This is a genomic window from Psychrobacter sp. P11G5, assembly GCF_001593305.1.
Classification (GTDB): Bacteria; Pseudomonadota; Gammaproteobacteria; order Pseudomonadales; family Moraxellaceae; genus Psychrobacter.
The window spans coordinates 1,564,938-1,588,450 of the sequence record NZ_CP012533.1 but is presented as its reverse complement, the minus strand read 5'-3'; the positions used below and the strand labels follow the sequence as shown (position 1 = coordinate 1,588,450).

Genomic DNA, 23,513 nt, shown 5'->3' with positions numbered 1-23,513 from the left:
CGCAAGCACCATCCTATCCAGTATATCGCACCATACTACCCAATTCATCTAGCGATAATTATTCAGCTCAACTCTCATCATCAAAATAATTGATAAAGGGAATTTGTTTATACAAATTTGTCATATTTTGCTAGATGTCTGAGTCCAGATATGTTCTACTAAATCTACCGCATCGGTTGCTCGCCTCTTGATATTTATGATAGCTGCAACCATTTACAGGATGTTACATAAGCGTCGATGCCGAGCATCATAACGGAATTTAATAATAAACAAAAGCTATTATTCTCCCGTCATCCGTACTACTGCGTTTAAAAATTTTCATAGACGATGCTCCAAACTTATTAAGCAGTACCCTACATCTATTGTTGCCTGTCATATCTATTATGCTAGCACTATGAATTAGGCTGCAAATGCGTTTATGTTATAAAGCTGTTTAGAATGCAATGTTTTTAAAAGGTTAGGTTTTTAAAATGAAAAACCATGCTCACTCACTTTTACTGTTTTGGTAACTTATTATGATTAGTGTATTTGATTTATTTAAAATTGGTATTGGCCCTTCAAGCTCACATACCGTAGGTCCTATGATAGCAGCTAACTTGTTTTTGGCTTCTTTGAGTAAGCAATCTGAGTTGACTGATATCAAGAGATTAGAGATTGAACTATATGGTTCACTCGCTGCGACAGGTAAAGGTCATGCTACCGATACAGCTATTCTCTTAGGCTTACTTGGACACACCCCAAGTACTATTGATACGCGATTGACCAGCCAATATCTTACGCCGATTTTTTCAGATAAAGAGCTGAATGTTGCAGGTTCGCACGTCATTGCCTTTGACACAGAGCGTGATATCTACTGGTACGATGATACTGTCCTACCCTACCATCCTAATGCGCTAACAATTCGTGCCATATTGGCAGACGATACTCATTACCAGCAAACTTATTACTCAGTCGGCGGTGGCTTCGTTATTAATGACGATGATGCTCATAATCCAGATGAGGATCATGGTACACCAACGATTGATATAGTCCCTTACCCTTTTAATACGGCAGCAGAGCTTCTTGAGCAATGTCGTCAACATGACTTAAGTGTTAGTGAGCTAGTATTAGCAAACGAATGCCATTATCGTGATAAAGAAGAAATTTTTGCCTATCTAGATTCTATCTGGGAAGTGATGCAAGAATGCGTTAAGCAAGGTTGTCAAAACAGCGGTATATTACCAGGCGGCTTAGATGTTAAACGCCGTGCTCAAGCGCTGCACTTACAGCTGTGTGCAGAAAAAGATCAGCCGAGTACAAAAAACGATAAGCTTGCAGCAATGGATTGGGTTGATTTATATGCCCTAGCAGTTAATGAAGAAAACGCCAATGGCGGTAATGTCGTAACGGCTCCAACCAACGGCGCTGCTGGCATCATTCCTGCCGTCATGTGCTATTATCGCGACTTTTTGGCGAGCTACAGTCAAGAAGGTGCTCGCAAATTTCTATTAAACTCTACCGCAATTGGTAGTTTAATCAAACAAAACGCTTCAATATCTGGTGCTGAAGTTGGCTGTCAAGGCGAAGTTGGCTCTGCTTGTGCAATGGCCGCTTCTGCATTGGCAGAGATTATGGGCGGTGACCCTGCCAAATGTCTTAATGCCGCTGAGATTGGGATTGAGCATAATTTAGGTCTTACTTGCGACCCTGTCGGCGGTCTAGTGCAAGTACCTTGCATCGAGCGCAATGCGATGGGCGCAGTAAAAGCTATTAATGCTGCTCGTCTTGCCTGCCGTGGTAACGGTCAGCACTTTGTCTCACTAGATAAAGCTATCGAAACGATGAAACAAACTGGTGCTGATATGTCGGATAAATACAAAGAAACAGCGCGTGGCGGTCTAGCTGTTTATGCCGACAATCGTATACCTACTGCGACTCACGGCGTCAGTGTTAACTATAGCCAGTGTTAAAATAAAATTTTAGCATCGAAGCTTATAATCGAAGCTCGATAAACGCCAAAAAAAAAGCCTCTAACGAATTAGAGGCTTTTTCTATGAAATCTTACTAATCATTCAATAACTGCAATCAGAAATGATTATTCAGCAGTTTTTGAAATTACTTCATTCAAGATCCAAACAGGCTTAACCACACCAGACGCGGTATCAGCAAGCGCTTCTTGACGTACGTCTAGCATATAACGATAGTTTGGCTCATACGTAAAACCTTGGATGTTACCGTTTAACGTATTGTAGTTCTTCTGATAGCTCTGACGATATTGTAGGCACTGAGTTTCGACTGTATTACCAGTAGTATCCATACGCTCACAAAGCGCTTTACGTGGTGCGATTTCTACTTTGAAGCTTGGAATATTAACTACTTTGACATTTACCGCTTGGCCTTCCACAACCATGGTACGCTCGTCGTCTAAACCCATCGTAGAACAACCTGCCAATGCAAAAGTGGCTGCAAATGCTGCAATTGCTAACTTTTTCATTCTTATACCCTCAATTAATTATAGTTAAATCGTTACTATCTTATCAATTCAATATCATCCTCTTATTTGTTATTAATATAAATAAGGAGGTACGATATATCATCTTCAGATAAATGCGTTAATAATGAGTACTGCTAAGTAAAAGCTAAATTAAATAGCCAAACATAGGCAGTACTGCTTATTGTTGTACTGCAATTAGTATAGGTCGTGAGTAAGCTCTGCCTCTATAACTGCTTTGTAACGTAACGTCAGTATTTGCAACTGATGTTAACTAATCGTACTAACTGCTGATTGTGGTATTTTCTTATGACTGATATTTGATAACGAAACATACTTTAGTGAAAGACTCAAACTAGCTACGATAGTCAGCATTAATTTTGACGTAATCGTAGGATAAATCACAAGTATAGACAGTATCGCTAGCATCGCCACGTGCTAAGTCAATATGAATGGTAATTTCAGGGCGACTCATGACTGTCTTGCCCGCTTCTTCCGTATAGCTAGGCGCTACACCACCGTTTTGACAAATCATAACTTCATCTAGATATACATCGACTTGCTCTGTATCTAAATCCTCAATACCTGCATAACCAACTGCCGCTAAGATACGCCCCCAGTTAGCGTCGCTCGCAAAGAATGCTGTTTTTACCAATGGTGAATGCGCGACTGCATAAGCCACATCGCAGCATTCCTGAGTCGTTTTTCCACCAGTAACTTTTACAGTCATAAATTTCGTTGCACCCTCACCATCACGCACAATTAATTGTGCCAAACGTACAAACACTTCAGTTAGAGCGCTAAATAAAGACTGATAATGTGGATGTTCAGGGCTGTCGATTACCTGTGAGCTGGCAGCGCCTGTTGCTATCAATACGCAGCAATCATTGGTTGAGGTGTCACCATCGACGGTAATGCGGTTAAAAGACTGCTCATTAATAGCAATCAACATCTCTTGCAATAGATCAGCAGCGATATTAGCATCCGTTGCGACATAACCTAGCATCGTCGCCATATTAGGGCGAATCATGCCTGAGCCCTTTGAGATACCAGTAATATGATAGCTAGTACCTGCAATATCTACCTTTTGGCTCGCCAGCTTGGGGATAGTATCAGTCGTCCGAATTCCGTTAGCTGCTGCCAACCAGTTATCAGCACCTAAATTGGCTAGAGCCTTATCTAGCCCTGCTATGACTGCTTCACTATTTAACGGCTCGCCTATCACGCCAGTAGAAAACGGCAATACCGTATTGGTATCTACGCCAGCTTTACTAGCTAAGGCAGCACAAATCTCTTCTGCGCGACGTTTGCCATCAGCACCTGTACCCGCATTAGCATTACCTGTATTGGTCACTAAATAGCGCGGACTGGTCTTGGCAAAGTGCTCGCGCAATACACGTACGGGTGCAGCGCAAAATGTGTTTTTAGTAGTCACAACTGCGCTGGTTGCAGTCTCAATAATTTCGATTACCACTAAATCATCGCGATCTTTATAACGCACGCCCGCTGCGGTAGCACTTAATTTGATACCGTCAATGGGATAAATAGTATTGGGTACTGCAACGTTTCCGACAGCCATAGCTCAATCCTTATTAGTTAATTTTTAGAGTTATTTATTAGAGATGCATTTATCAATATTACTTTTGCGCACGCACTAGTCTTGACCTAAATCAAACGCTGACCAGATGGGTGCATGGTCTGAAGGTTTTTCCATTGCACGTAACTCATAGCTGATACCTGCATCAACACACTGGCTAGTTAAGTCAGGGGTACATAGAATATGATCAATACGTAAGCCACGCTTTGGGTCATCGTTGAAGCCGCGACTGCGATAGTCAAACCAGCTATATAACTCAGTGCTTTCTGGATAGTGCAGACGATAGGTATCGATTAAGTCGCGTGACATTAAGTCCGCATACCACTCGCGCTCTTCTGGCAAAAACGAAGTTTTTCTATTTTTGAGCCAGCGTTTAGCATTAGCCTCACCGATGCCAATGTCTATATCTTCTGGCGCAATGTTCATATCGCCCATGATAATAAGCGAGCGCCCTTCTGCCTTTAGCGTATCAATATAAGCTATCAAATCAGCATAGTAGGCGCGCTTCATTGGAAATTTAGTCGGATGATCTTGGCTCTCACCTTGCGGAAAATAACCATTAAGCACATCAATCTCGCGTCCTTGCAATTCGTAGCGTGCGTGGATAAAGCGTTTTTGCGCTTCCTCATCTTCTCCAGGAAAACCTTTTTGTACAAATATAGGCGCAACCTTGGATAATAGTGCCACCCCGTAATGTCCTTTTTGCCCAAAATACTCAATGTGATAACCAAGGCTCTCTACATTTTCAAGGGGAAACTGGTCATCATGAACCTTAGTTTCTTGCAACCCCATCACATCAGGGTCGATTACTTCTCGCACCGCCTCAAGCTGATGTTGACGGGCGCGAATACCATTGATATTAAAACTAACAAAACGGGTCATGCGATATCCTATATTGATTCGAGTTTAATTACTTTTGATAAATTTCTGCATATAATGCGGTAATAAATAGCTATGATAACAGACCTAAGCTGTCTCATCTGTTGCGTGATCTCAAATCTTAGGCTACAGTGGAAAATCTTACTTTATTGGTCGTTATGACATAAACACCAATTTAATACTTTGATCCTAATAATTTTTATATTGTATGCATTAGTAAGTATTGAAGCACTTTTATTGAACAATTCTATCAGCCAAACTATATGAGCCAAATTATGACTACAGAAACATCAAATTCTACAGCTACACCGCTATTTTCTACTGATTACCATGTATATATCAACCATACTGACGCTGGCGGTATAGTCTATCATGCCAATCACTTAGTATTTTTTGAAAACTGCCGCCGCGACTGGTTCAGCAAGCTTGGATTAAATGGCTATTTTATGCATTCTGATGATGGCCAAATTCAGCATTTTGTAGTGAGTCAGGCACAATTACAGTATAAAAAAGCTATATTCTTAGATGAAATCATTGATGTACGCATTGATAAAGTTGAGCTAAAACCTGCCAGTATTGTATTCTATCAAAGTATTCATCGTCGTGTGGCAGAGGAGGCGGATCAAAAAAACCGTACCTCTGCAGAAACTCTATTAAGCAGCGCTAAAATCGTCATTGCTTGCGTGCAAAATCAGACAAAACCAGAACCAACAGATCCAACTACTAACTCTACTACCCCAGCTAGTGCTGCGCCCATACGGCCAATAAGAGTACCAAAGAATCTTCAAAGTAGCATTCAGCAAGCTATTACCCACCACGCTAATAAGCAATGATATCTACCAATGACTGTCAATAACAAGCCTTTGCTCACCTTTGAAAATATCTGGGTATATAGCAAACGTTCTACAATGGTAAGTCCGAGCGGTGAAAAAAGTGCTGCTGTAGCTAGTGAGCCTCCAACGCCTAAAAAATGGCTGACGGCGATAAAAAGCAAACTTAAATCAGGCTCGGACAACCTTTTATCTACTCATAAACGGGCGTTGATAACTGGTGTTAGTGACACCTTACTAGAAGGACAAGTGACAGTATTAACCGGCCATTCTGGGAGTGGTAAATCTGTATTATTAAGAGCTCTAGCCGGACTATCACCCATCACCACAGGCGATGTTTGGCTACGTCAAGACGGTAGCGAAAATAAAGATGCTAGTAGGGGTAATAGTAATGACTATCTTAGCATTCATGACACCTCACCTACCCAGTGGCGCGCGCAAGTTGCTTTACTTGCCCAGCATCCACAGCTACTAGAAGGTAGCGTCCTTGAAAATCTACAAATGCCTTATCGGCTACAAGCGCATCAGCATAGCAAGTTTGATATTGACTGGCATATAGCGCAGCTTGCATATCTAGAGCGTACAACAGACTTTTTACAGCAAGAGGCCAGTCATTTATCAGGTGGTGAGCGACAATTAGTCAATACGCTACGCTTATTACAGCTAAATCCACAAGTACTGCTATTAGATGAGCCTACGGCGGCTTTAGATGCTGATACGTCAGCGAAGCTTGTGCATTTACTAATCAGCTGGTTACAATCAAAACCTCAACGCGCTCTATTATGGATAACTCATGATACGCAAGACATTATGCCATTAGCAGATAAGCATTGGCATATGCAAGCAGGCGTATTAACTGAGGTATTTTAATAGCATAACTAACTTACTCTCTATAAGTTTGACTGCTCCAACCTTTATTCGCTCTCTCCTGTTCACCATTAATTGATTTTATGACGAGCACATATGATTCGTACAGATGATATCCAAATCTTACTGACTTACGGTGACATTGCACTTGCCAGCAGCTTGATTGTCATTGTGCTAATCGTGTCATGGCGACTACGCCTAAAGCTGACTAAAACTCTATTAACAGCTGCTATTCGTACAGTAGTCCAGCTCAGCTTTATTGGACTGATACTCGCTTGGATTTTTGCGCGTGAACAATGGTATGAAGTATTATTAATTTTAACCATTATGACTCTCATTGCAGGAGTAGCTGCCAAAAACCGAGTCAAACGCACTTATAAAGGATTATTTACTGACACTCTTATTGCAGTCGGCACATCAGCTGTACTGGTTACCATTATCGCCATTGGCCTTATTTTGAGGGTAGAGCCATGGTATACACCGCAATTTGTTATTCCAATATTGGGTCTGATACTAGGTAATTCTCTGACTGCTATCTCCTTGACCAGCAATCAACTTGTCGAATCCTTTCACGAGCAGCAGGGACGTATTGAGATGATGTTGAGCTTATCTGCCTATCCGTTTGAAGCTGTGCACGAGCAGATACGTGCTGCAATCGTCAATGGCATGACTCCCACTCTTAATTCTATGCTAGTCGTCGGTATCGTCAGTCTACCAGGTATGATGACTGGTCAGATACTCGCTGGCGCAGATCCTACCCAGGCCGTACGCTATCAGATAGTGACCATGTTTTTAATCTGTGTAAGCAGCACTCTTGGCTGCACGCTAAGCGCACTTCTTATTTATAGACGTTTCTTTAACCGCAGAAAGCAATTTATTCTACCCCAGTGACCATTGGTCTTCTTTATTTTGCGTCATATATAAATATAATTGTCTACTTTTTTTATATACTGTTCAGTATTCCTACCGCAATATAAACATCAATTACAGCTATGTTAGTCTACTGTTAAATTATAAAACTACATTATTTCAATACTAATTTTAGTAATGATAATAAAACTCGATTGTATTTTTCCTCAGAGACCAAGTTTATTCTAGATTTACAGATACAAAGAACAACGTCCACAAAAAAGCCCTCTACATTATCGTATAGAGGGCTTTTACTCTCTAATTAAGTGTTAACTAACCGACTAGCTTATTTTATTGACTACATTAAGTGGCAAATGCTTCATCGCCTGCCCTACGATTGACCATGGTAGGCTTGGTACACATGCTTGTGCAACACCAGATTCAATGGCAGCCACGATAGCTTTAGTACCAGTATCTGCATCGACTTCAAAAGGTAGCGGTTTGGCATTGGTATTAATCTCAGTACGAATATAGCCTGGATAAATAGTAGAGACTTTAATAGGCAATTTAGTCAGTAGCATGTCAGCACGAATACCTTCAGCTAAATATGCCAAACCTGCTTTACTCGCCCCATAAGTAGTCATATGCTTAGGTAAACCGCGCATCGCCGACATACTAGATATCACTACTAAGTGACCATTATTCTGCGCGCGAAAGATTTTCATCGCAGCTTCACACTGTGCCAATGCAGAGACAAAGTTGATCTCAGCGGTACGGCGATTGGTCTCAAAACGACCTTTACCAATACGGCGACTCTCACCTACTCCAGCATTGACCACTACCCGATCTATGTGACCAAAATCTTCAGCGAAAGCATCAAACACTTTAAATATTGCGTCATAGTCAGTGACGTCTAGGACACGATAAGCCACTCTTATCTCAGGATATAGCTCTGTCAACTCAGCTCTAAGTTGATCCAAACGATCGGTACGACGAGCACAAATGGCTAAATTGTAGCCTAATTTTGCAAATAACCGTGCCATGCCTTCGCCCAGACCTGAACTAGCACCTGTTATCAAAACGGTTTTGTCGCGCCCAACTTGTGCTTTGGTTAAACCTTTTAAGTAGCGTGCCGGTTGAATGGCACTTAATGCCTGATCCTTGCCTTGCTTAGCCGTCTGCGTTACTAGGCTCATTAATTTATTTTGCATAAGCAGTCCCTTATATATCAGTGCATTAATATAAAATCTAAAAGAATGTTTTGAAAAGCCACATATTATAGTAGATATGTCTGAGCCGATGAGTGGCGGTTGTGTATCAAAAGCAATAATGATGCGCCTATAGCTTACCTATTCTCAACTGGATAAACCATTTAACTTTCTTATATCTTTATTATATGCGTATTACATACACTGAAGTGACTAGAAGTCTTTATTAAAACCAATTATAAACCCTGTTAGCGCCAAGTGACGTAGCGCTTACCATCAGCAAATAAATGACTATATTCATTTAAAGATAGTAAACGCGGGGCTTGCTCTTTTACGGTAATAGAGGTAACGCCTGTATTGACAAGACTTCTATTCAATTGATAGGCTGTCTGACTGCCTTGCTGCAATAAATGAGCAGTAATAGCAGCAATTACTCCACCTGAAGTAAAGACTAGTATAGTGCTATCACGCCCTAAATGACTCAGTTGCATAGCTTGCGTGCGTACATGCTCAAGCGCCTGTTGCGCACGTACGTTAAACTGTGGCCAACTTTCTAGATAGTCTGAATCATTATCGCCAGCATGCCAGCGCTGCATTGCAAGATTAAACAATTCAGCTAAACGAGCCTTTGGTGTATCAGACTTGGCAAGCTCTTGGGCAATAGCTTCTTGAGTAGTAAAAGCCGAGTCGGACTTGATAAAAACGTCTTTATGGTTAAACTCATTGAATGTATCAATGACATAGCTATCAGGAGCCGACAGATCCAATGCAGGTTTAGCATCGCTAGCAGCTACAGAAAGATGATAGGTCTCCCAAAAGTAGCGTGCAGAATCCTGTTGCCGTGATAGGCTGCCTGTAAATATCGCATCGATACGGCGCTGTGTGGTCGCATAATGCTGACCAAGCAAGCGCGCCTGCGTACTACCCAACTCTGAGAGCTGATCGTAGTTTTCTTGTCCGAACGATGCTTGGCCATGGCGCGCCAAGAGAATAGTTGTCATAACACTATTACCTTTTATTATATTTTAAAGTTTTATTCTTCAGATGAGTTAGCTTTTTGATCAAAATAGCCTTTTGGTAATATACCTTTAATGACGTTTTGTACAGGGCTTGGCAACTGCTCAATAGTAGCAGCATCCACACCCATATCTTGCAAGTGTGGTTGTACATGAGTCATAAATAATGCATCGCCTTCATGCTTTGCAATCAGCTTCAGACACTTAGCATGCAGGACATGGACGATAATCCAAAAGTTTTTGAAAGCAGAGTTTTGTGTCTGCTTATGATAATAGCGATAATAGATTTGCTGCACGATACCCGCTAAGCGAAATAACCCAAATACCTCATAAAACGTCCAGTTTTCTATCTGTAGACCAGTACGCTCAAGATAATATTCAACCACTTCATCACGTGTCATCATGCCTTCTAAATGCGTCGGCTGACGGCGTGACTGTTGCATAATGATATTATCATCTTCTTCAATCCAATAAGCCAATGCGCTACCCAAGTCCATCAATGGATCGCCTAAAGTAGCCATCTCCCAATCTAATACCCCAATAACTTTGGTAGGATCAGCGGCATCTAAGATAACATTGTCAAAACGCCAATCATTATGAATGACACAAGTAGTGCTGTCGGCAGGCGTATGTTTTCCAAGCCATTGTCGCACTAGCGCAAAACTTGGCACGTTAAGGGTTTTGGCTTTCACATAACGCTTATCCCAGCCACTGACTTGCCGCTCGCAGTAGCCGTCACCGCGACCCAGCGCTACTAAGTCAGGATGTTGTTGATAATCAACTTGATGCAACTCAATCAAGGCATCAATCACATTGGTACATAGCTCACGCGTCTGCGTAGGATTAAGTTCAATCTCTTTTGGTAAATTGGCACGCGGAATAATACCTTCCATACGTTCCATGACGTAGAAATCTGCTCCGATTACATCTTCATCCGTGCACAAAGCTACCATCTTTGGTACATAAGGATAAGCATCCATCAGCGCATTCTGTACGGTATATTCACGTACCATATCATGGGCAGACTTGGCTTTGGTACCTTTTGGCGGACGGCGTAAGATGAGATCTTGGCCTTTATCACCGCCATATTGTAGACGATATGTCCAATTTGAAGCACCGCCTGAGAACTGCGTAACGGTAGGCTCGCCTGTGATATCCACATTCTGAGCACGCAACCAATCACTAACTGCTTGTGCATCAAGCGCCTCACCTTCTCGTACTGGTCCGCCTTTATCTAACACCTTATTATTGGTCGTCATATTATTGTTATCTGTTGCCATGTGATATTCCTTATCATGTGGTCGCTTAGTAGCTACTTATTAATAATAATATTTTGAAACTTATTTTAAACTTAAATGGTTTCAAGAAACTATTTCAAAGTCGGTCATCTATTATTCTTAAATTAAACTTATTCCTGCTTAGGCTATTTTAATTACTCGTAAATTATTATTTAGCGTTTAAGGCGAAACCCTTGACGCTTTAGTTCTAATTTGGCAATCATAGTTTTGTGCACTTCGTCAGGACCATCGGCTAAGCGCAGCGCGCGCGCTTGTGCAAAAAAGCTTGGCAACAGCGTATCTTGGCACACGCCCATACCGCCATGAATTTGAATCGCCATATCGACAACTTCTTGTAATACCGTTGGCGCTACAACTTTAATGGCTGATATCTCAGTCAATGCGGCTTTAGTGCCTTGTGCATCCATTTTTTGCGCGGCATATAATGTAAGCAGACGTGCTTGATCGATTTTGATACGTGCCTCAGCGATACGCTCGAGGTTGCCACCTAGTTGTAATAGCGGCTGGCCAAATGCGGTACGTTCCATGCCGCGTTTCACTGCCAATTCTAACGACTTCTCTGCTGCACCAATACAACGCATGCAGTGATGAATGCGACCTGGCCCTAGTCGACCTTGAGCAATCTCAAAGCCCATACCCGGTCCGCCGATAAAGCTATCGACAGGTACGCGAACATTGTCAAAGCTAACTTCGCCATGACCATGCGGTGCATCATAATCACCGAATACTTTTAGCATGCGCTCGATATTGACCCCTGCATTTTTCGCTGGTACCAATACCATAGAATGCTGATGGTGACGATCTTTACTCTCGTCAGGGGTATAAGCCATAACAATCAATACATCAACGGCAGGGTCACCAAGGCCAGATGACCACCATTTGCTACCATTAATGACTATTTCATCACCTTCAACCACAGCAGTTGCCTGCATATTGGTCGCATCACTTGACGCTACTTCAGGCTCAGTCATACAAAATACCGAGCGGGTTTTACCTTCTAATAATGGCGTCAACCATCTGTCCTGCTGCTCCTCAGAACCATAACGCCATAGCAGCTCCATATTGCCGCTATCAGGAGCGTTGCAGTTAAAGACATAAGGCGCTAATAAGCTACGTCCTGTCAACTCCGCAATCGGTGCATAATCAGTAACTGATAACCCAGCACCTAACGTGTCATCAGGTAAAAACAGATTCCATAATCCAGCTTCGCGAGCTTGCTTACGTAAGCTTTCGTATTTTTCAGGCCATTGCCAGTTTTTCCAATTGCCATCAGGATTTTGCTCGTGACAATCTTGCCAAAACTGCGCTTCTATCGGCTCAATTTGAGTAGCGATAAAGTCTTTGACTTGCTCATACATAGCTTGGCCATGTGGCGTTGCGGTGAACATAGCAGTAGATGTGTTGGTAGACATTATTATATCCCTCTTCCTTGTTATATTTTAAATCAAACTCTAGTTTAGCTTTTACGGTGTACGTACGTTTACTCTTTCTTGTCTGCTACATTTATAACATAGGCATTATGAATAAACAGCAAAAAAGGCGCGACCGACTAGGCCACACCTTTATATTTACTAAACGAATTTGTTAAATCAATACACAATTTTCAGCAATAATTTTGTGTCTTATGATTGCATCTAGTCGCTAATATTCTATTTCAAAATATTTAAACGGCTGTTAAAATCAAAGCGCATCAAAGCATCAGGTAGCTTATCAGCAGCCATACTCAAAGTTGCTTCTGCCGCTTGCGACAGCCCTAATTTTTCTGCCAAGGTTGGCTTTTGGCGTGAATGCAGTGCATAGACTTCATTGTTGTCCATCAGCTCTAAAAGGTAGCTATCCGAGGTTTGGAGTTTATCAACCAAATTGAGATGCAAAGCATCTTCACCATACCAATGCTCGCCGGTAGCCACTTTATCTAAATCTAGCATTGAGCGATAGCGATTGACAAAATGTTTAAATAGCACATGCGTTTGCTCAAGCTCTTCTTGATATTTGGCTCGATCTTCTGCATCGTTTTCACCAAAGACCGTTACCGTACGCTTGTAGTCACCTGCCGTGAACATCTCGTAATCAACATCGTGGTTTTTGAGCCATTTATGGAAGTTCGGTAGCTGCGAGACTACGCCAATCGAACCGATAACAGCGAATGGTGCTGCGATAATCTTATCAGCAACACAGGCCATCATGTAACCGCCGCTCGCAGCTACTTTATCCACACAGACGGTCAACTTAAGCCCCGCATCTTTTAGACGAGCTAACTGCGCTGCTGCAAGCCCATATCCATGCACTAAGCCACCACCTGATTCGAGACGCACAACGACCTCATCACCTTCATTAGCCGTACTTATTAGCGTACTAATCTCTTCACGCAAATGCTTAACAGCAGTCGCTTTAAGATCACCATCGAAGTCGAGTACGAATACTTGCTGACCTTTATTTTTACCTTTGGCTTTATCTTTTAGAGCTTGCTTGGCTTTTTTGGCCATGCGCTTTTTTAACTGTTTTAATGCAGCTTTGCCTTGCGTCGCTTCCATTAAATCTTGGCGACGTTGTTCTTGGCTTTTATTTAGATGAATAATTCTTAACTCAACAGGGTTTTTAGAAGGATGAAATAGCATGAAGCGGTTTCCTTAAATAAGATGCTAGCTTGTTTACATTATAGGGTTAGCGTTAGCTTGATATGTGCACGTTATAGATAGTTTTCAAGCAAGGTGGCAATATTTAATCACTTTATGAGCTAACGGTATAAGAGTACTGTAATAATCTTATGTCACCTCATCAGTAATGGTTGATTGTACTAGGATTGCGCGAGGAGAGTTGTATAACAAAAGCACTTTAGGCATAATATGCGCTTACATCTATTTTTATGCAGCCAACGCGACGAGGATTTGTCTTGATCGCGTTTTATTTGCTATTTTTTAATGACATGAATACAACATGCATTAAGATAGCGGCGCCATTTGAACCAATAATTTCAATCGACAAACTACGCTAAGCTTACTAAATGGCTATAGTTGCCATAATAGTTTGTACTGGGTTAATCAAAAAATAGCGATGGTTGAAATCACATAGCGATGGCTGCATTATTGTACTTTGAACTGGGCTGACAACTGGATAACTAATATTATGACGCAGAGTATTACAACGGATAGCGAAATGGCGATGCACAGCGAATACCGAGACGAATATTGTGGTGCTGTCACTGAAAGCTTGCTGGAACAAACTATTAGTATCGTAGGCTGGGTACATCGTCGTCGCGATCATGGTGGGGTGATCTTCTTAGACATGCGTGACCGTGCAGGCCTTCTGCAGGTAGTGGTTGATCCCGATACCCCAGAAGCATTTGCCACTGCTGATGCGGTACGCCCTGAATATGTACTTAAAATCACTGGCCGCGTTCGTCGTCGTTATGAAGGTACTGAAAACGCTAATATGACCAGCGGTCAAATTGAGCTATTGGGCAAAGAGATTGAAGTATTAGCCAAATCTGAAACCCCGCCTTTTCCTTTGAATGATGAAAATACAACGGTTTCAGAAGATTTGCGTTTAAAGTATCGCTATCTTGATATGCGTCGTCCGCAAATGCAAGAGCGTATGGTGTTCCGCGCCAAAGCCACTTCAGCAATTCGTCGTTATTTAGACGATCATGGCTTTTTGGATGTTGAAACCCCTATTTTGACTCGTGCTACGCCTGAAGGTGCTCGTGACTATCTTGTACCTTCACGTACGCGCCCAGGTAACTTCTTTGCCTTACCGCAATCACCGCAGTTGTTCAAGCAATTATTAATGGTGTCAGGATTTGATCGCTATTATCAAATCGCTAAGTGTTTCCGTGATGAAGATTTACGTGCTGACCGTCAGCCTGAATTTACCCAAGTCGATATTGAGACTTCTTTCTTAAATGAAGAAGAAATCATGAATATCAACGAAGGTCTTATCAAGCATCTATTTAAAACTATGATGGATGTTGAATTTGAGCAATTCCCACGTATGACTTATGCTGAAGCAATGCGTGACTATGCGTCAGACAAGCCTGACTTACGTATTCCATTAAAACTGGTCGACGTTGCAGACTTGATGAAAGACGTTGAATTTAAAGTATTTTCCGGTCCTGCTAACGATCTTAAAGGTCGCGTTGCTGCCCTACGCATCCCTGGTGGCGCCTCATTAAGTCGTAAGCAGATTGACGCCTATACCAAGTTTGTTGGTATCTATGGTGCGCGCGGTTTGGCGTACATTAAAGTCAATGACGCCAGCAACATCAACAACGGCGTGGAGCAAGAATCTGGCCTACAGTCTCCTATCATCAAAAACATGACTGATGATGTATTGGTCAGCTTGATTGAGCGTACTGGTGCTGAAAGCAACGATATTATCTTCTTCGGTGCGGATAAAGCCAGTATCGTCAATGATGCAATCGGTGCACTACGTCAAAAAATTGGTCTAGATTTAGCAATGACGACGTGTAAGTGGGCACCACTTTGGGTGACTGACTTCCCAATGTTTGAGCAAACTGATGATGGTCGCTGGACATCAATGCACCATCCGTTTACTAAGCCTAAAGGATCAGTGCAGGAGCTAAAAGATAGTCCAGAAAACGCTCTATCTATTGCTTATGATATGGTACTGAATGGTACAGAAGTTGGCGGTGGTAGCTTACGTATCAATACCTTTGATATGCAGCAAGCCGTACTTGATGCTTTAGGTATTGGTGAGCAAGAGGCTGAAGACAAGTTTGGTTTCTTACTTGACGCATTAAAATTTGGTGCGCCGCCGCATGGTGGCTTGGCCTTTGGTTTAGATCGCTTGATTATGCTTATGGTCGGTGCGGACTCTATTCGTGATGTCATTGCCTTCCCAAAAACCAAAACTGCTGAGTGCCCATTGACCCAAGCACCTGCTGAAGTCGATAGCAAGCAGCTACGTGATCTTGGTATTCGTGTGCGCGAAAAAGCACAAGCTGATACCAATAAACCTGCTCAATAAGTGGTTCAATGATGCACAGCTTTTGTTTACATTGCTTATTATGTGATTCATCACTATGTGAATGGTCATGAATCCGTATCATATTTTCAAATACGTGCCATTGTCTGTATTGCAGATGTTGGCACGTTTTGTTGCTTGGATCATAATGTGGCTGCCAAATTCAAGTTTGGTGCGCACTATTAAAATCAATATGGCACTTATCACCCCCAAATTATCTGAATCTCAGAAACAAACTTTAGTTAAAGATATTGTTCGTCATCAGTGCTTAAGTAGCGTCGAATCTATCAAAAGCTGGGCAATGTTGCCCGAATGGAGCATTGCTCAAATTTGTGATGTCCATAATAAAGATATTTTATTAGAAGGACTTGCCAACCCTAATGGCATGCTCGCTATCGTACCGCATCTCGGTACATGGGAGATGATGAACGCTTGGCTTAATCAATTTGGCGCGCCGACTATCATGTACAAGCCTGTCAAGGGTAATATCACAAATAACTTTGTCCTCCAAGGCCGTGCACGTCTTAATGCAACGCTAGTACCTACCGATGGTAGTGGTGTCAAAGCAGTATTTAAAACCCTCAAACAAGGTGGTTTTAGTATTGTACTGCCTGATCACGTTCCTGATCCTTCAGGTGGTGTCGTTGTACCCTTCTTTGGTGTTAAGACTTTGACCAGCACGCTTGCCTCAAAGCTTGCCAGCAAAACCAAATGTGCATTGGTCGGAATATCTTGTATCCGCCGCGATGATGGGCGCGGTTTTGATATTTATTGTTATAAGCTAGATGATCCAACACTATACGATCGTGATGCCTCTATTGCTGCAGATGCACTAAATCGGGCTATGGAAAATATGATTACCGATAACTTTAACCATTATATGTGGGGTTATCGACGTTTCAAAAACTTACCTGTCTTGGGCAATCCTTATCGCGCTAGTGAGACTGCTCTAGCTGATTTTATTCGTGTCAATCAGGCTGAGCATCGTAACGATAGTGTAGATACCTAGTACGTACGCTTAAGCTTGCTAACGTACAGATAATCACATCTATGCTAAGATTAGCAGCATTCTCAATCCTTCCTTGATATCCATACGAGTCTATTATGGCAACTGACACAACTGAATCCTTATCTACCGTTCAAGTTCATACCAGCGATAGTAAGACTGAACAGCGTTATATCATCTGTATGAAATGGGGTAACAAGTATGGTCCTGAATACGTCAACCGCTTGTACAATATGGTCAGTAGGCATCTGACTTTAGACTTTCAAATGGTTTGCCTAACTGATGATAGTAGCGGTATTGATCCTGCAGTAAAATGCTATCCTATCCCTGAACTTAATCTACCAGCTGGGCTGCCTGAGCGCGGCTGGAAAAAGCTCACTACTTTTAAGCCTGAATTATATGGTCTAAAAGGTATCGCGCTATTTTTAGATATTGATATCGTTATCGTTGACAATATTGATAGCTTCTTCACTTATAAAGCCGAACATGATGATAGTGTCGTGATTATCCGTGACTGGAAGAAGCCATGGCGCATGGTGGGTAATAGCTCAGTGTATCGATTTAAAATCGGTCAAAACACTTACCCCAACTTACTAAATAATTTTGAGCAGAATTTTGCTAAAATCAGCTCGGAAGTACGCCATGAACAGGCTTATCTATCAAACTATTTACGTGAACATCATCATTTAGAATACTGGGATAAGGAATGGTGCGTCAGCTTTAAATATCAGTGTATTGCACCCATTCCTTTTAATTTGATACGAGCACCAACACTTCCTGACGGCGCAAAAATCGTTATCTTCCACGGGGAGATTAATCCACCAGATGCGATAGCTGGAGGCGGTGGTAAATGGTATCGCCATGTGAAGCCAAGTCCTTGGCTAAAAAAGTATTGGCTGTAAAAATATTTAGGCGCCTATTATTACTTCCTTATTCAACGCGATATAATTGATCAGTATTATAGCTATCAAAAAACAATGACATGAAGCGGTTGAAAGTAAAAATTGGAAAATAATATGGCGCTAAATTTGGCACTACCTTCCACCGTTGACTTTGATATTGACAATCAGACCATCACTATCGAAGCTTTTAATGCCAAGGAATCAAAACAAAGCCTGCATAAGCAAGCCATAAATATTATCGCCTCTGGCCCTTCTATTACTCATTTACAACTCTCAGATTTACTAGATATACCCACTATTTTTGTCAACGGTAGTATTAGTCTAACTAAGCAATATTGCTTTACTGATGTCGTCGGTTATGTGATTAGCGATGCCTATTTTATCAACCATCATCCTGAAATTTTACAGCAGCATTATACGGGTCAGCCCTTATATGCGACTTTAGCTGTGTTTGAAGCACTGGCCGTAACACATCCTGATATCATGCGTACTTATCATAATGCAATGCGTATACTATACCCAGTAGATAGACCTTGGGGAGTCAAATCAAATAAGTTTTTGTTTAGTAAGTTAGCTTTTAAAAAAAGATGGTTTAATAGAAAAAAACCTTTATCCTACTTTGCTAAAAATCCTAATTTTATCATTGAGGATAGTCATAAACCTACTGCTATCGGAGTATCTCTTGATGTTACCTATGGATTTGTAGAAGCAAGCACAGTGGCTTATGTGGCAGCGCAGTTAGCATTTTCTCGTCACGCTAGCGTCATTCATCTTTACGGTATCGATCTACTTAATAGCAATGAGCCACGATTTTATGAAAATACAGACAATAGCGCTCCAAGTAAACTTGATAAGGCAATTAATGATCGTATTGTGCCATCGTTTAATTTATTAGGCAGAGCCTACAAAGAACATGGAGTTACTGTTTATAATCACTCTCCTATTTCTAGAAGCTTATTCAATAACCTCGATTTACCTCATTTTTAACTTCAATAATTTTGACCGAACTTTAGATATTGATAAGCAATGTGGTTGGGCAACATTTGCTGATTTAAAGGCGCTTTGTATTTGCTCAGATTACTCATTGCTTCATTAATTAGTGTTGTTAATGCATCAATATCTCCGACAGGTACTAAGTTTTGTTCCGGTAATAGCTCTCTTGGACCAAATGGACAATCAGTACTAATTACCGGCACCTCTAACGCTTGCGCTTCTACGATGACATAACCAAACCCTTCAAACTTTGATGAAAGTACCAGCAATGCTGACGACGAAATCAAAGAGTAAGGATTGGCTTGAAACCCCAAAAATTTCACACAATCTTTAATACCAAGTTGAATGGATAACCGTTCAATCTCATCTTCAAGCTTGCCCTTACCGACTAGTACCAACGGCAGCTTACGGTCTGTCCTAGCATACGCTTGCAACAAATCACGATGACCCTTCATCGTATCTAACGATCCTACGTGAATTATATATCCTTTAAGGGTTAAGCCGAATTGTTCAATATCTGGCAGCTGTAAGGCTGCCTTTTTAATTTCATCAACATCACATGGATTATAAATCGTTGTCGTCCTACTAATATTGCCTATAAGCGCTATTAAATCTTTACGTGCACCCTTGCTCACGCAGCTACAAGGATGAGTACCATATACAAATTTCAAGTGTGCGATAGTATGATCTGGCGCTCTTGACAATTTATCTTTGAATTGTCTAGATAATGCCGTATGCAATACATTTACTATATTCGGTAATTGGCTGTAAGCCATAATCCAATTTAGTTTATAGATATTGACGAGTATTAAATCTGGCTTTCCTATATTTTCAACAACATAACAATCTATACGCTCAGCAACTGCCTTGTATGCGGCTACTTGTTCAATTTCTTGTTCAAAGAGAGGCTCATTGTACGAAACCATATGATGCTGAACGCGAGAGTCTAGTATCATCTCCTGCGTATTCTCTAAGCAAAGTACATGAACACGATAGCCCATCTTCACATAGGCACGAGCCAATGTGGTGACCATACGTTCAGCACCGCGCCCCTCTAGTGCTTTTAATATCAGGAGAATAATAGGTTGAGTCATAATTGCCTTGATATAGCTTTCTTAATATCTATTAATAACCAACCAATCCGTTAATTATTGCAGCAAACTTACTTTATATGATAGTCTCATCTACTTTCATAATGACGCTATTCATAAATTAAATTTTATGCGCATTCTGTTTTCCTGCCTATAGAAAAATCATTATCTTTTATGGTCAGATTTGTCCGTTAAGAGCCGTCAATGACAACACTGGTAAAGGGTATAACTATACCAGTCTAAGCCTTTGGTTGTAAGAATATTAATAATAGAACGATAGGATAAGATATGAAACAGCAGGGTGAAAGGAAAATAGATGTTGTAATTGCATGGGTAGATGGCGATAGTCCAACACTTAAAAAGAAAAGAGAACATTATAAGAAAACAGAAAACGTAGCCTCAGGTGCCGTAAGTGCAACACGCTTCGCAAGTAATAATGAGATCTATTACAATATTGCCTCTATTATTAAATATGTTCCTTTCTGCCGCCATATATATGTTGTTACTGACCAACAACAACCAGAGTTTATTAATGAATTTTTCAATGAAGGTCTTTGTCCAAAGGATAAGATTCGCATTGTAGATCACAAAGATATATTTTTAGGTTACGAGCAGTTCTTACCTACTTTTAATACCAGATCTATCGAAACTATGTTGTGGAATATTCCTGAACTATCCGACTACTTCATATACATGAATGATGATTTCTTTTTTAATCAGCCTGCAAAAATTGGAGACTTTCTAGATGATGATAGTATTATTATCCACGGTCATTGGAGAAAAAGCTCAGCTATAAAGGCTAAGCTTAAATATAGAAAATCCTTACAAAAAATATTAGGAACAAAGGTTCAACCTAAGCACACTACTGCTCAAATGCTAAGCGCTCAGATCCTTAACATGAATCAGTTTTTCGAAATTCATCATTATCCGCATATAGTAGATAAAACCACACTAAAAACTTATCTTTTAAGCAACGTACAATTACTAAGCGAGCAAATCAAGTATAGATTTAGAGATGTCGCCCAATTTAATCCTATTACCCTTACAAACCATTTAAAAATTCAACAAAAGGAGGCTTGTTTAAAACCTCCTACAACTATAAATTATCTAAAAAATAAAAGTGGTGTTGAGAACTTTATAACAAATTTACAAAAAGATGAGGTTAAATATGGCTGTATACAAAGTCTAGATCTTCTTGATTCAGATTCCTATCAAAGAGTTACTAGTGCTATGATGCAGAAATTTTCAGCGCACTTGCCATCTTTATTATTAGATACCAGTGAATAGAAACAAACCTAGAATAATAAATTAAATGTATATTTGGATTTTTTATGAAAATAACAGTAGTAGGTACAGGCTACGTAGGCTTATCAAATGCTATGTTGCTTGCTCAACATAATAAAGTGATTGCAGTTGACGTTGTCCCAGAAAGAATTGAACTGCTCAATTCAAAAAAATCTCCTATCGAAGATAAAGATATCGAAGATTTTTTGTTGAACAAAAATATTGATTTTACAGCGACCTTAAATGCTAAAAACGCCTATAAAGACGCTGACTTCATTATTATTGCTACGCCTACTGATTACGATTCGAAAACTAATTATTTCAACACTAGTAGTGTAGAAGATGTTATCGAGCAAGTCATTTCAGTAAATCAGAAAGCCTTAATCATTATTAAATCAACCGTACCAGTTGGATATACTAGTGAAGCAAGAAAACGTTATTCAACAGAGAACATTATTTTTTCTCCTGAATTTCTAAGAGAAGGGAAAGCCTTGTACGACAATCTTTATCCTTCAAGAATCGTCGTTGGCGAACAGTCCAAACGTGCTCAACTGTTTGCAGATTTATTGCTTGAGGGAGCTATAAGAAAAGATGTGCCACAACTCTTCACTAAATCTACTGAAGCCGAAGCTATCAAACTATTCTCAAATACCTATTTAGCAATGCGTGTTGCGTATTTTAATGAATTGGATACTTATGCACAGATATTTGGACTAGAAACCAAACAAATTATTGAAGGGGTTGGTTTAGATCCTCGTATAGGTGATCATTACAACAATCCATCATTTGGTTATGGCGGTTATTGCTTGCCAAAAGATACCAAGCAACTATTAGCGAATTACGATGAAGTGCCAAGCAATCTTATTAAAGCCATCGTTGACTCTAATGGAACTCGTAAAGACTTTATCGCTGATAAAATTATCGAAAGAAAACCGAAAATCGTTGGAGTGCATCGGCTGGTAATGAAAAGCGGTTCGGATAACTTTAGAGCCTCTGCTATTCAAGGAATTATGAAACGTATTAAAGCAAAAGGTATTGAGGTTGTTGTCTATGAACCTGTCTTAAAAGAAAAGGATTTCTTTAATTCGCGCGTGATAGAGGATTTGGCAGAATTTAAAGCGATGAGTGATGTCATTGTCGCAAATCGGTTGTCATCCGATATACAAGATGTCTCGCACAAAGTATTTACTCGAGATTTATTTGGGAGCGATTAATGAAAATCTTAGTAACTGGTGCAGCAGGTTTTATCGGTTTTCATCTCATAAGAAAATTATTAGATAAGAACCACTTTATTGTTGGTATTGATAACATCAATAACTACTATGATGTAGATTTGAAAAATGATCGCATAAAAATGCTAGGTGAAAACTCATCAGCAGATATATTTACATTTATTAAGCTAGATCTTGCCGATCGTGAGGCAATGTCTACTCTCTTCTCTAACTATAAATTTGATATTGTCATCAATCTTGGGGCTCAAGCTGGTGTACGATATTCTATTGAAAATCCAAATGCCTATATTGACTCAAACGTGGTGGGATTTTTGAATGTTCTTGAAGGATGCAGACACACTAACGTTAAGCACTTGATATATGCCAGCTCTAGTTCTATTTATGGTATGAATATAAAGCAGCCATTTACAACTGCTGATTGTGTTGATTTTCCTATCAGCTTATATGCAGCCACGAAAAAATCTAACGAATTAATGGCACATTCCTACAGCCATTTATATAACCTTCCTACGACTGGTTTACGCTTCTTTACGGTTTATGGTCCTTATGGTCGACCTGATATGGCTTATTTTTCCTTCACTAAAAAGATATTAGCTGGTGAAGAAATTGATGTATTTAACAATGGCGAGATGCAACGCGACTTTACCTACATTGATGATATTGTAGAAGGTATCGTCCGTATAATAGATAAGACTCCTTCTCCTCAGACCTCTTCCATAACCACAGCAAATGCGCCATATAAAATTTATAACATCGGTAATAATCAGCCTATTACTTTGCGCCGTTTTATTACAGCAATTGAAAACGCCTGTGGTAAAAAAGCCAAAGAAAACTTATTGCCAATGCAGCCAGGTGATGTACCGATTACCTATGCGGATATAAATGAGCTTATAAGTGACGTTGGCTTTAAGCCTGAAACCAATATTGAAGATGGAATTGCAAGATTTGTCGCGTGGTACAAACAATATTACTCAGTTTAAGTAAAAGTTTTTCACAAACAATTTCAGT

The 23,513-nt window shown here is 40.5% G+C and carries 20 protein-coding genes; 11 read left to right on the top strand and 9 right to left on the bottom strand.

All coding sequences use genetic code 11. The features are described from left to right. Nucleotides 1-512 precede the first annotated feature (512 nt). Nucleotides 513-1,949 carry an L-serine ammonia-lyase gene (locus AK825_RS06655; RefSeq protein WP_275477976.1) on the top strand — a complete coding sequence of 479 codons (1,437 nt, stop codon included), beginning with the start codon at nt 513-515 and terminating at the stop codon, nt 1,947-1,949. Nucleotides 1,950-2,074: 125 nt separating this feature from the next. Here the strand turns inward: AK825_RS06655 and AK825_RS06650 are convergent, their stop codons facing one another. The 3 genes from AK825_RS06650 to xthA form a co-directional block, all read right to left on the bottom strand. After that, the gene (locus tag AK825_RS06650) at nt 2,075-2,473 is read right to left on the bottom strand and encodes a DUF4377 domain-containing protein (protein WP_068035642.1); all 399 of its coding nucleotides are present in this window, start codon (nt 2,471-2,473) and stop codon (nt 2,075-2,077) included. Between the two features lie 352 nt (nt 2,474-2,825). Further along, nucleotides 2,826-4,049, bottom strand: coding sequence for a bifunctional glutamate N-acetyltransferase/amino-acid acetyltransferase ArgJ (gene argJ, locus AK825_RS06645; RefSeq protein ID WP_068035640.1), 1,224 nt, complete (start codon nt 4,047-4,049; stop codon nt 2,826-2,828). A gap of 75 nt (nt 4,050-4,124) precedes the next feature. Beyond that, nucleotides 4,125-4,949, bottom strand: a complete 825-nt coding sequence (gene xthA / locus AK825_RS06640) for an exodeoxyribonuclease III (RefSeq protein WP_068035638.1) — start codon at nt 4,947-4,949, stop codon at nt 4,125-4,127. Between the two features lie 272 nt (nt 4,950-5,221). Here xthA and AK825_RS06635 point away from each other — a divergent pair, with 272 nt between their 5' ends. The 3 genes from AK825_RS06635 (at nt 5,222) to fetB (ending at nt 7,534) form a co-directional block, all read left to right on the top strand. Then, complete coding sequence (locus AK825_RS06635) at nt 5,222-5,779, top strand: thioesterase family protein (protein ID WP_203226496.1); 558 nt, start codon at nt 5,222-5,224, stop codon at nt 5,777-5,779. 9 nt (nt 5,780-5,788) lie between these two features. Further along, nucleotides 5,789-6,646 carry an ATP-binding cassette domain-containing protein gene (locus AK825_RS06630; RefSeq protein ID WP_068035634.1) on the top strand — a complete coding sequence of 286 codons (858 nt, stop codon included), beginning with the start codon at nt 5,789-5,791 and terminating at the stop codon, nt 6,644-6,646. A 93-nt stretch (nt 6,647-6,739) separates the two neighbouring features. Next, nucleotides 6,740-7,534, top strand: a complete 795-nt coding sequence (gene fetB / locus AK825_RS06625) for an iron export ABC transporter permease subunit FetB (protein WP_068035632.1) — start codon at nt 6,740-6,742, stop codon at nt 7,532-7,534. 299 nt (nt 7,535-7,833) lie between these two features. Here fetB and AK825_RS06620 read toward each other — a convergent pair whose 3' ends face one another. The 5 genes from AK825_RS06620 to sohB form a co-directional block, all read right to left on the bottom strand. Further along, the gene (locus AK825_RS06620) at nt 7,834-8,703 is read right to left on the bottom strand and encodes an SDR family oxidoreductase (RefSeq protein ID WP_082787189.1); all 870 of its coding nucleotides are present in this window, start codon (nt 8,701-8,703) and stop codon (nt 7,834-7,836) included. Nucleotides 8,704-8,948: 245 nt separating this feature from the next. Continuing rightward, on the bottom strand, nt 8,949-9,701 hold the full coding sequence (locus tag AK825_RS06615) for a histidine phosphatase family protein (protein WP_068035630.1): 753 nt from the start codon (nt 9,699-9,701) through the stop codon (nt 8,949-8,951). Nucleotides 9,702-9,733: 32 nt separating this feature from the next. Beyond that, nucleotides 9,734-10,996, bottom strand: coding sequence for a phosphotransferase family protein (locus AK825_RS06610; protein ID WP_068035628.1), 1,263 nt, complete (start codon nt 10,994-10,996; stop codon nt 9,734-9,736). 170 nt (nt 10,997-11,166) lie between these two features. Then, nucleotides 11,167-12,402 (bottom strand): acyl-CoA dehydrogenase family protein, encoded by a 1,236-nt coding sequence (locus tag AK825_RS06605; protein ID WP_068039123.1) that lies wholly within the window; start codon nt 12,400-12,402, stop codon nt 11,167-11,169. A gap of 261 nt (nt 12,403-12,663) precedes the next feature. Next, nucleotides 12,664-13,632 carry a protease SohB gene (gene sohB / locus AK825_RS06600; RefSeq protein ID WP_068035626.1) on the bottom strand — a complete coding sequence of 323 codons (969 nt, stop codon included), beginning with the start codon at nt 13,630-13,632 and terminating at the stop codon, nt 12,664-12,666. A gap of 508 nt (nt 13,633-14,140) precedes the next feature. Between sohB and aspS the strand changes: the two genes are divergently transcribed. The 4 genes from aspS (at nt 14,141) to AK825_RS06580 (ending at nt 18,892) form a co-directional block, all read left to right on the top strand. Next, the gene (gene aspS, locus AK825_RS06595; protein ID WP_227514129.1) at nt 14,141-16,000 is read left to right on the top strand and encodes an aspartate--tRNA ligase; all 1,860 of its coding nucleotides are present in this window, start codon (nt 14,141-14,143) and stop codon (nt 15,998-16,000) included. A 67-nt stretch (nt 16,001-16,067) separates the two neighbouring features. Continuing rightward, the gene (locus AK825_RS06590) at nt 16,068-17,006 is read left to right on the top strand and encodes a lysophospholipid acyltransferase family protein (RefSeq protein WP_068035624.1); all 939 of its coding nucleotides are present in this window, start codon (nt 16,068-16,070) and stop codon (nt 17,004-17,006) included. A 95-nt stretch (nt 17,007-17,101) separates the two neighbouring features. After that, nucleotides 17,102-17,905 (top strand): glycosyltransferase, encoded by an 804-nt coding sequence (locus AK825_RS06585; RefSeq protein ID WP_068035622.1) that lies wholly within the window; start codon nt 17,102-17,104, stop codon nt 17,903-17,905. A gap of 102 nt (nt 17,906-18,007) precedes the next feature. Then, a complete protein-coding gene (locus tag AK825_RS06580; RefSeq protein WP_227514128.1) occupies nt 18,008-18,892 on the top strand; it encodes a hypothetical protein in 885 nt (294 codons plus the stop codon). A gap of 2 nt (nt 18,893-18,894) precedes the next feature. Here the strand turns inward: AK825_RS06580 and AK825_RS06575 are convergent, their stop codons facing one another. Then, entirely contained in the window at nt 18,895-19,992 is a 1,098-nt protein-coding gene (locus AK825_RS06575) for a glycosyltransferase (protein WP_068035618.1), read from the bottom strand. A gap of 285 nt (nt 19,993-20,277) precedes the next feature. Here AK825_RS06575 and AK825_RS06570 point away from each other — a divergent pair, with 285 nt between their 5' ends. From AK825_RS06570 to AK825_RS06560, 3 genes are read left to right on the top strand one after another with little or no spacing between them, the layout of a single operon-like run. Then, complete coding sequence (locus tag AK825_RS06570) at nt 20,278-21,276, top strand: Stealth CR1 domain-containing protein (protein ID WP_068035616.1); 999 nt, start codon at nt 20,278-20,280, stop codon at nt 21,274-21,276. 44 nt (nt 21,277-21,320) lie between these two features. Further along, complete coding sequence (locus tag AK825_RS06565; RefSeq protein ID WP_068035614.1) at nt 21,321-22,487, top strand: nucleotide sugar dehydrogenase; 1,167 nt, start codon at nt 21,321-21,323, stop codon at nt 22,485-22,487. After that, nucleotides 22,487-23,485, top strand: coding sequence for an NAD-dependent epimerase (locus AK825_RS06560; RefSeq protein WP_068035611.1), 999 nt, complete (start codon nt 22,487-22,489; stop codon nt 23,483-23,485). Before AK825_RS06565 ends, AK825_RS06560 begins: the two co-directional genes overlap by 1 nt. The last annotated feature ends 28 nt before the right edge of the window (nt 23,486-23,513 follow it).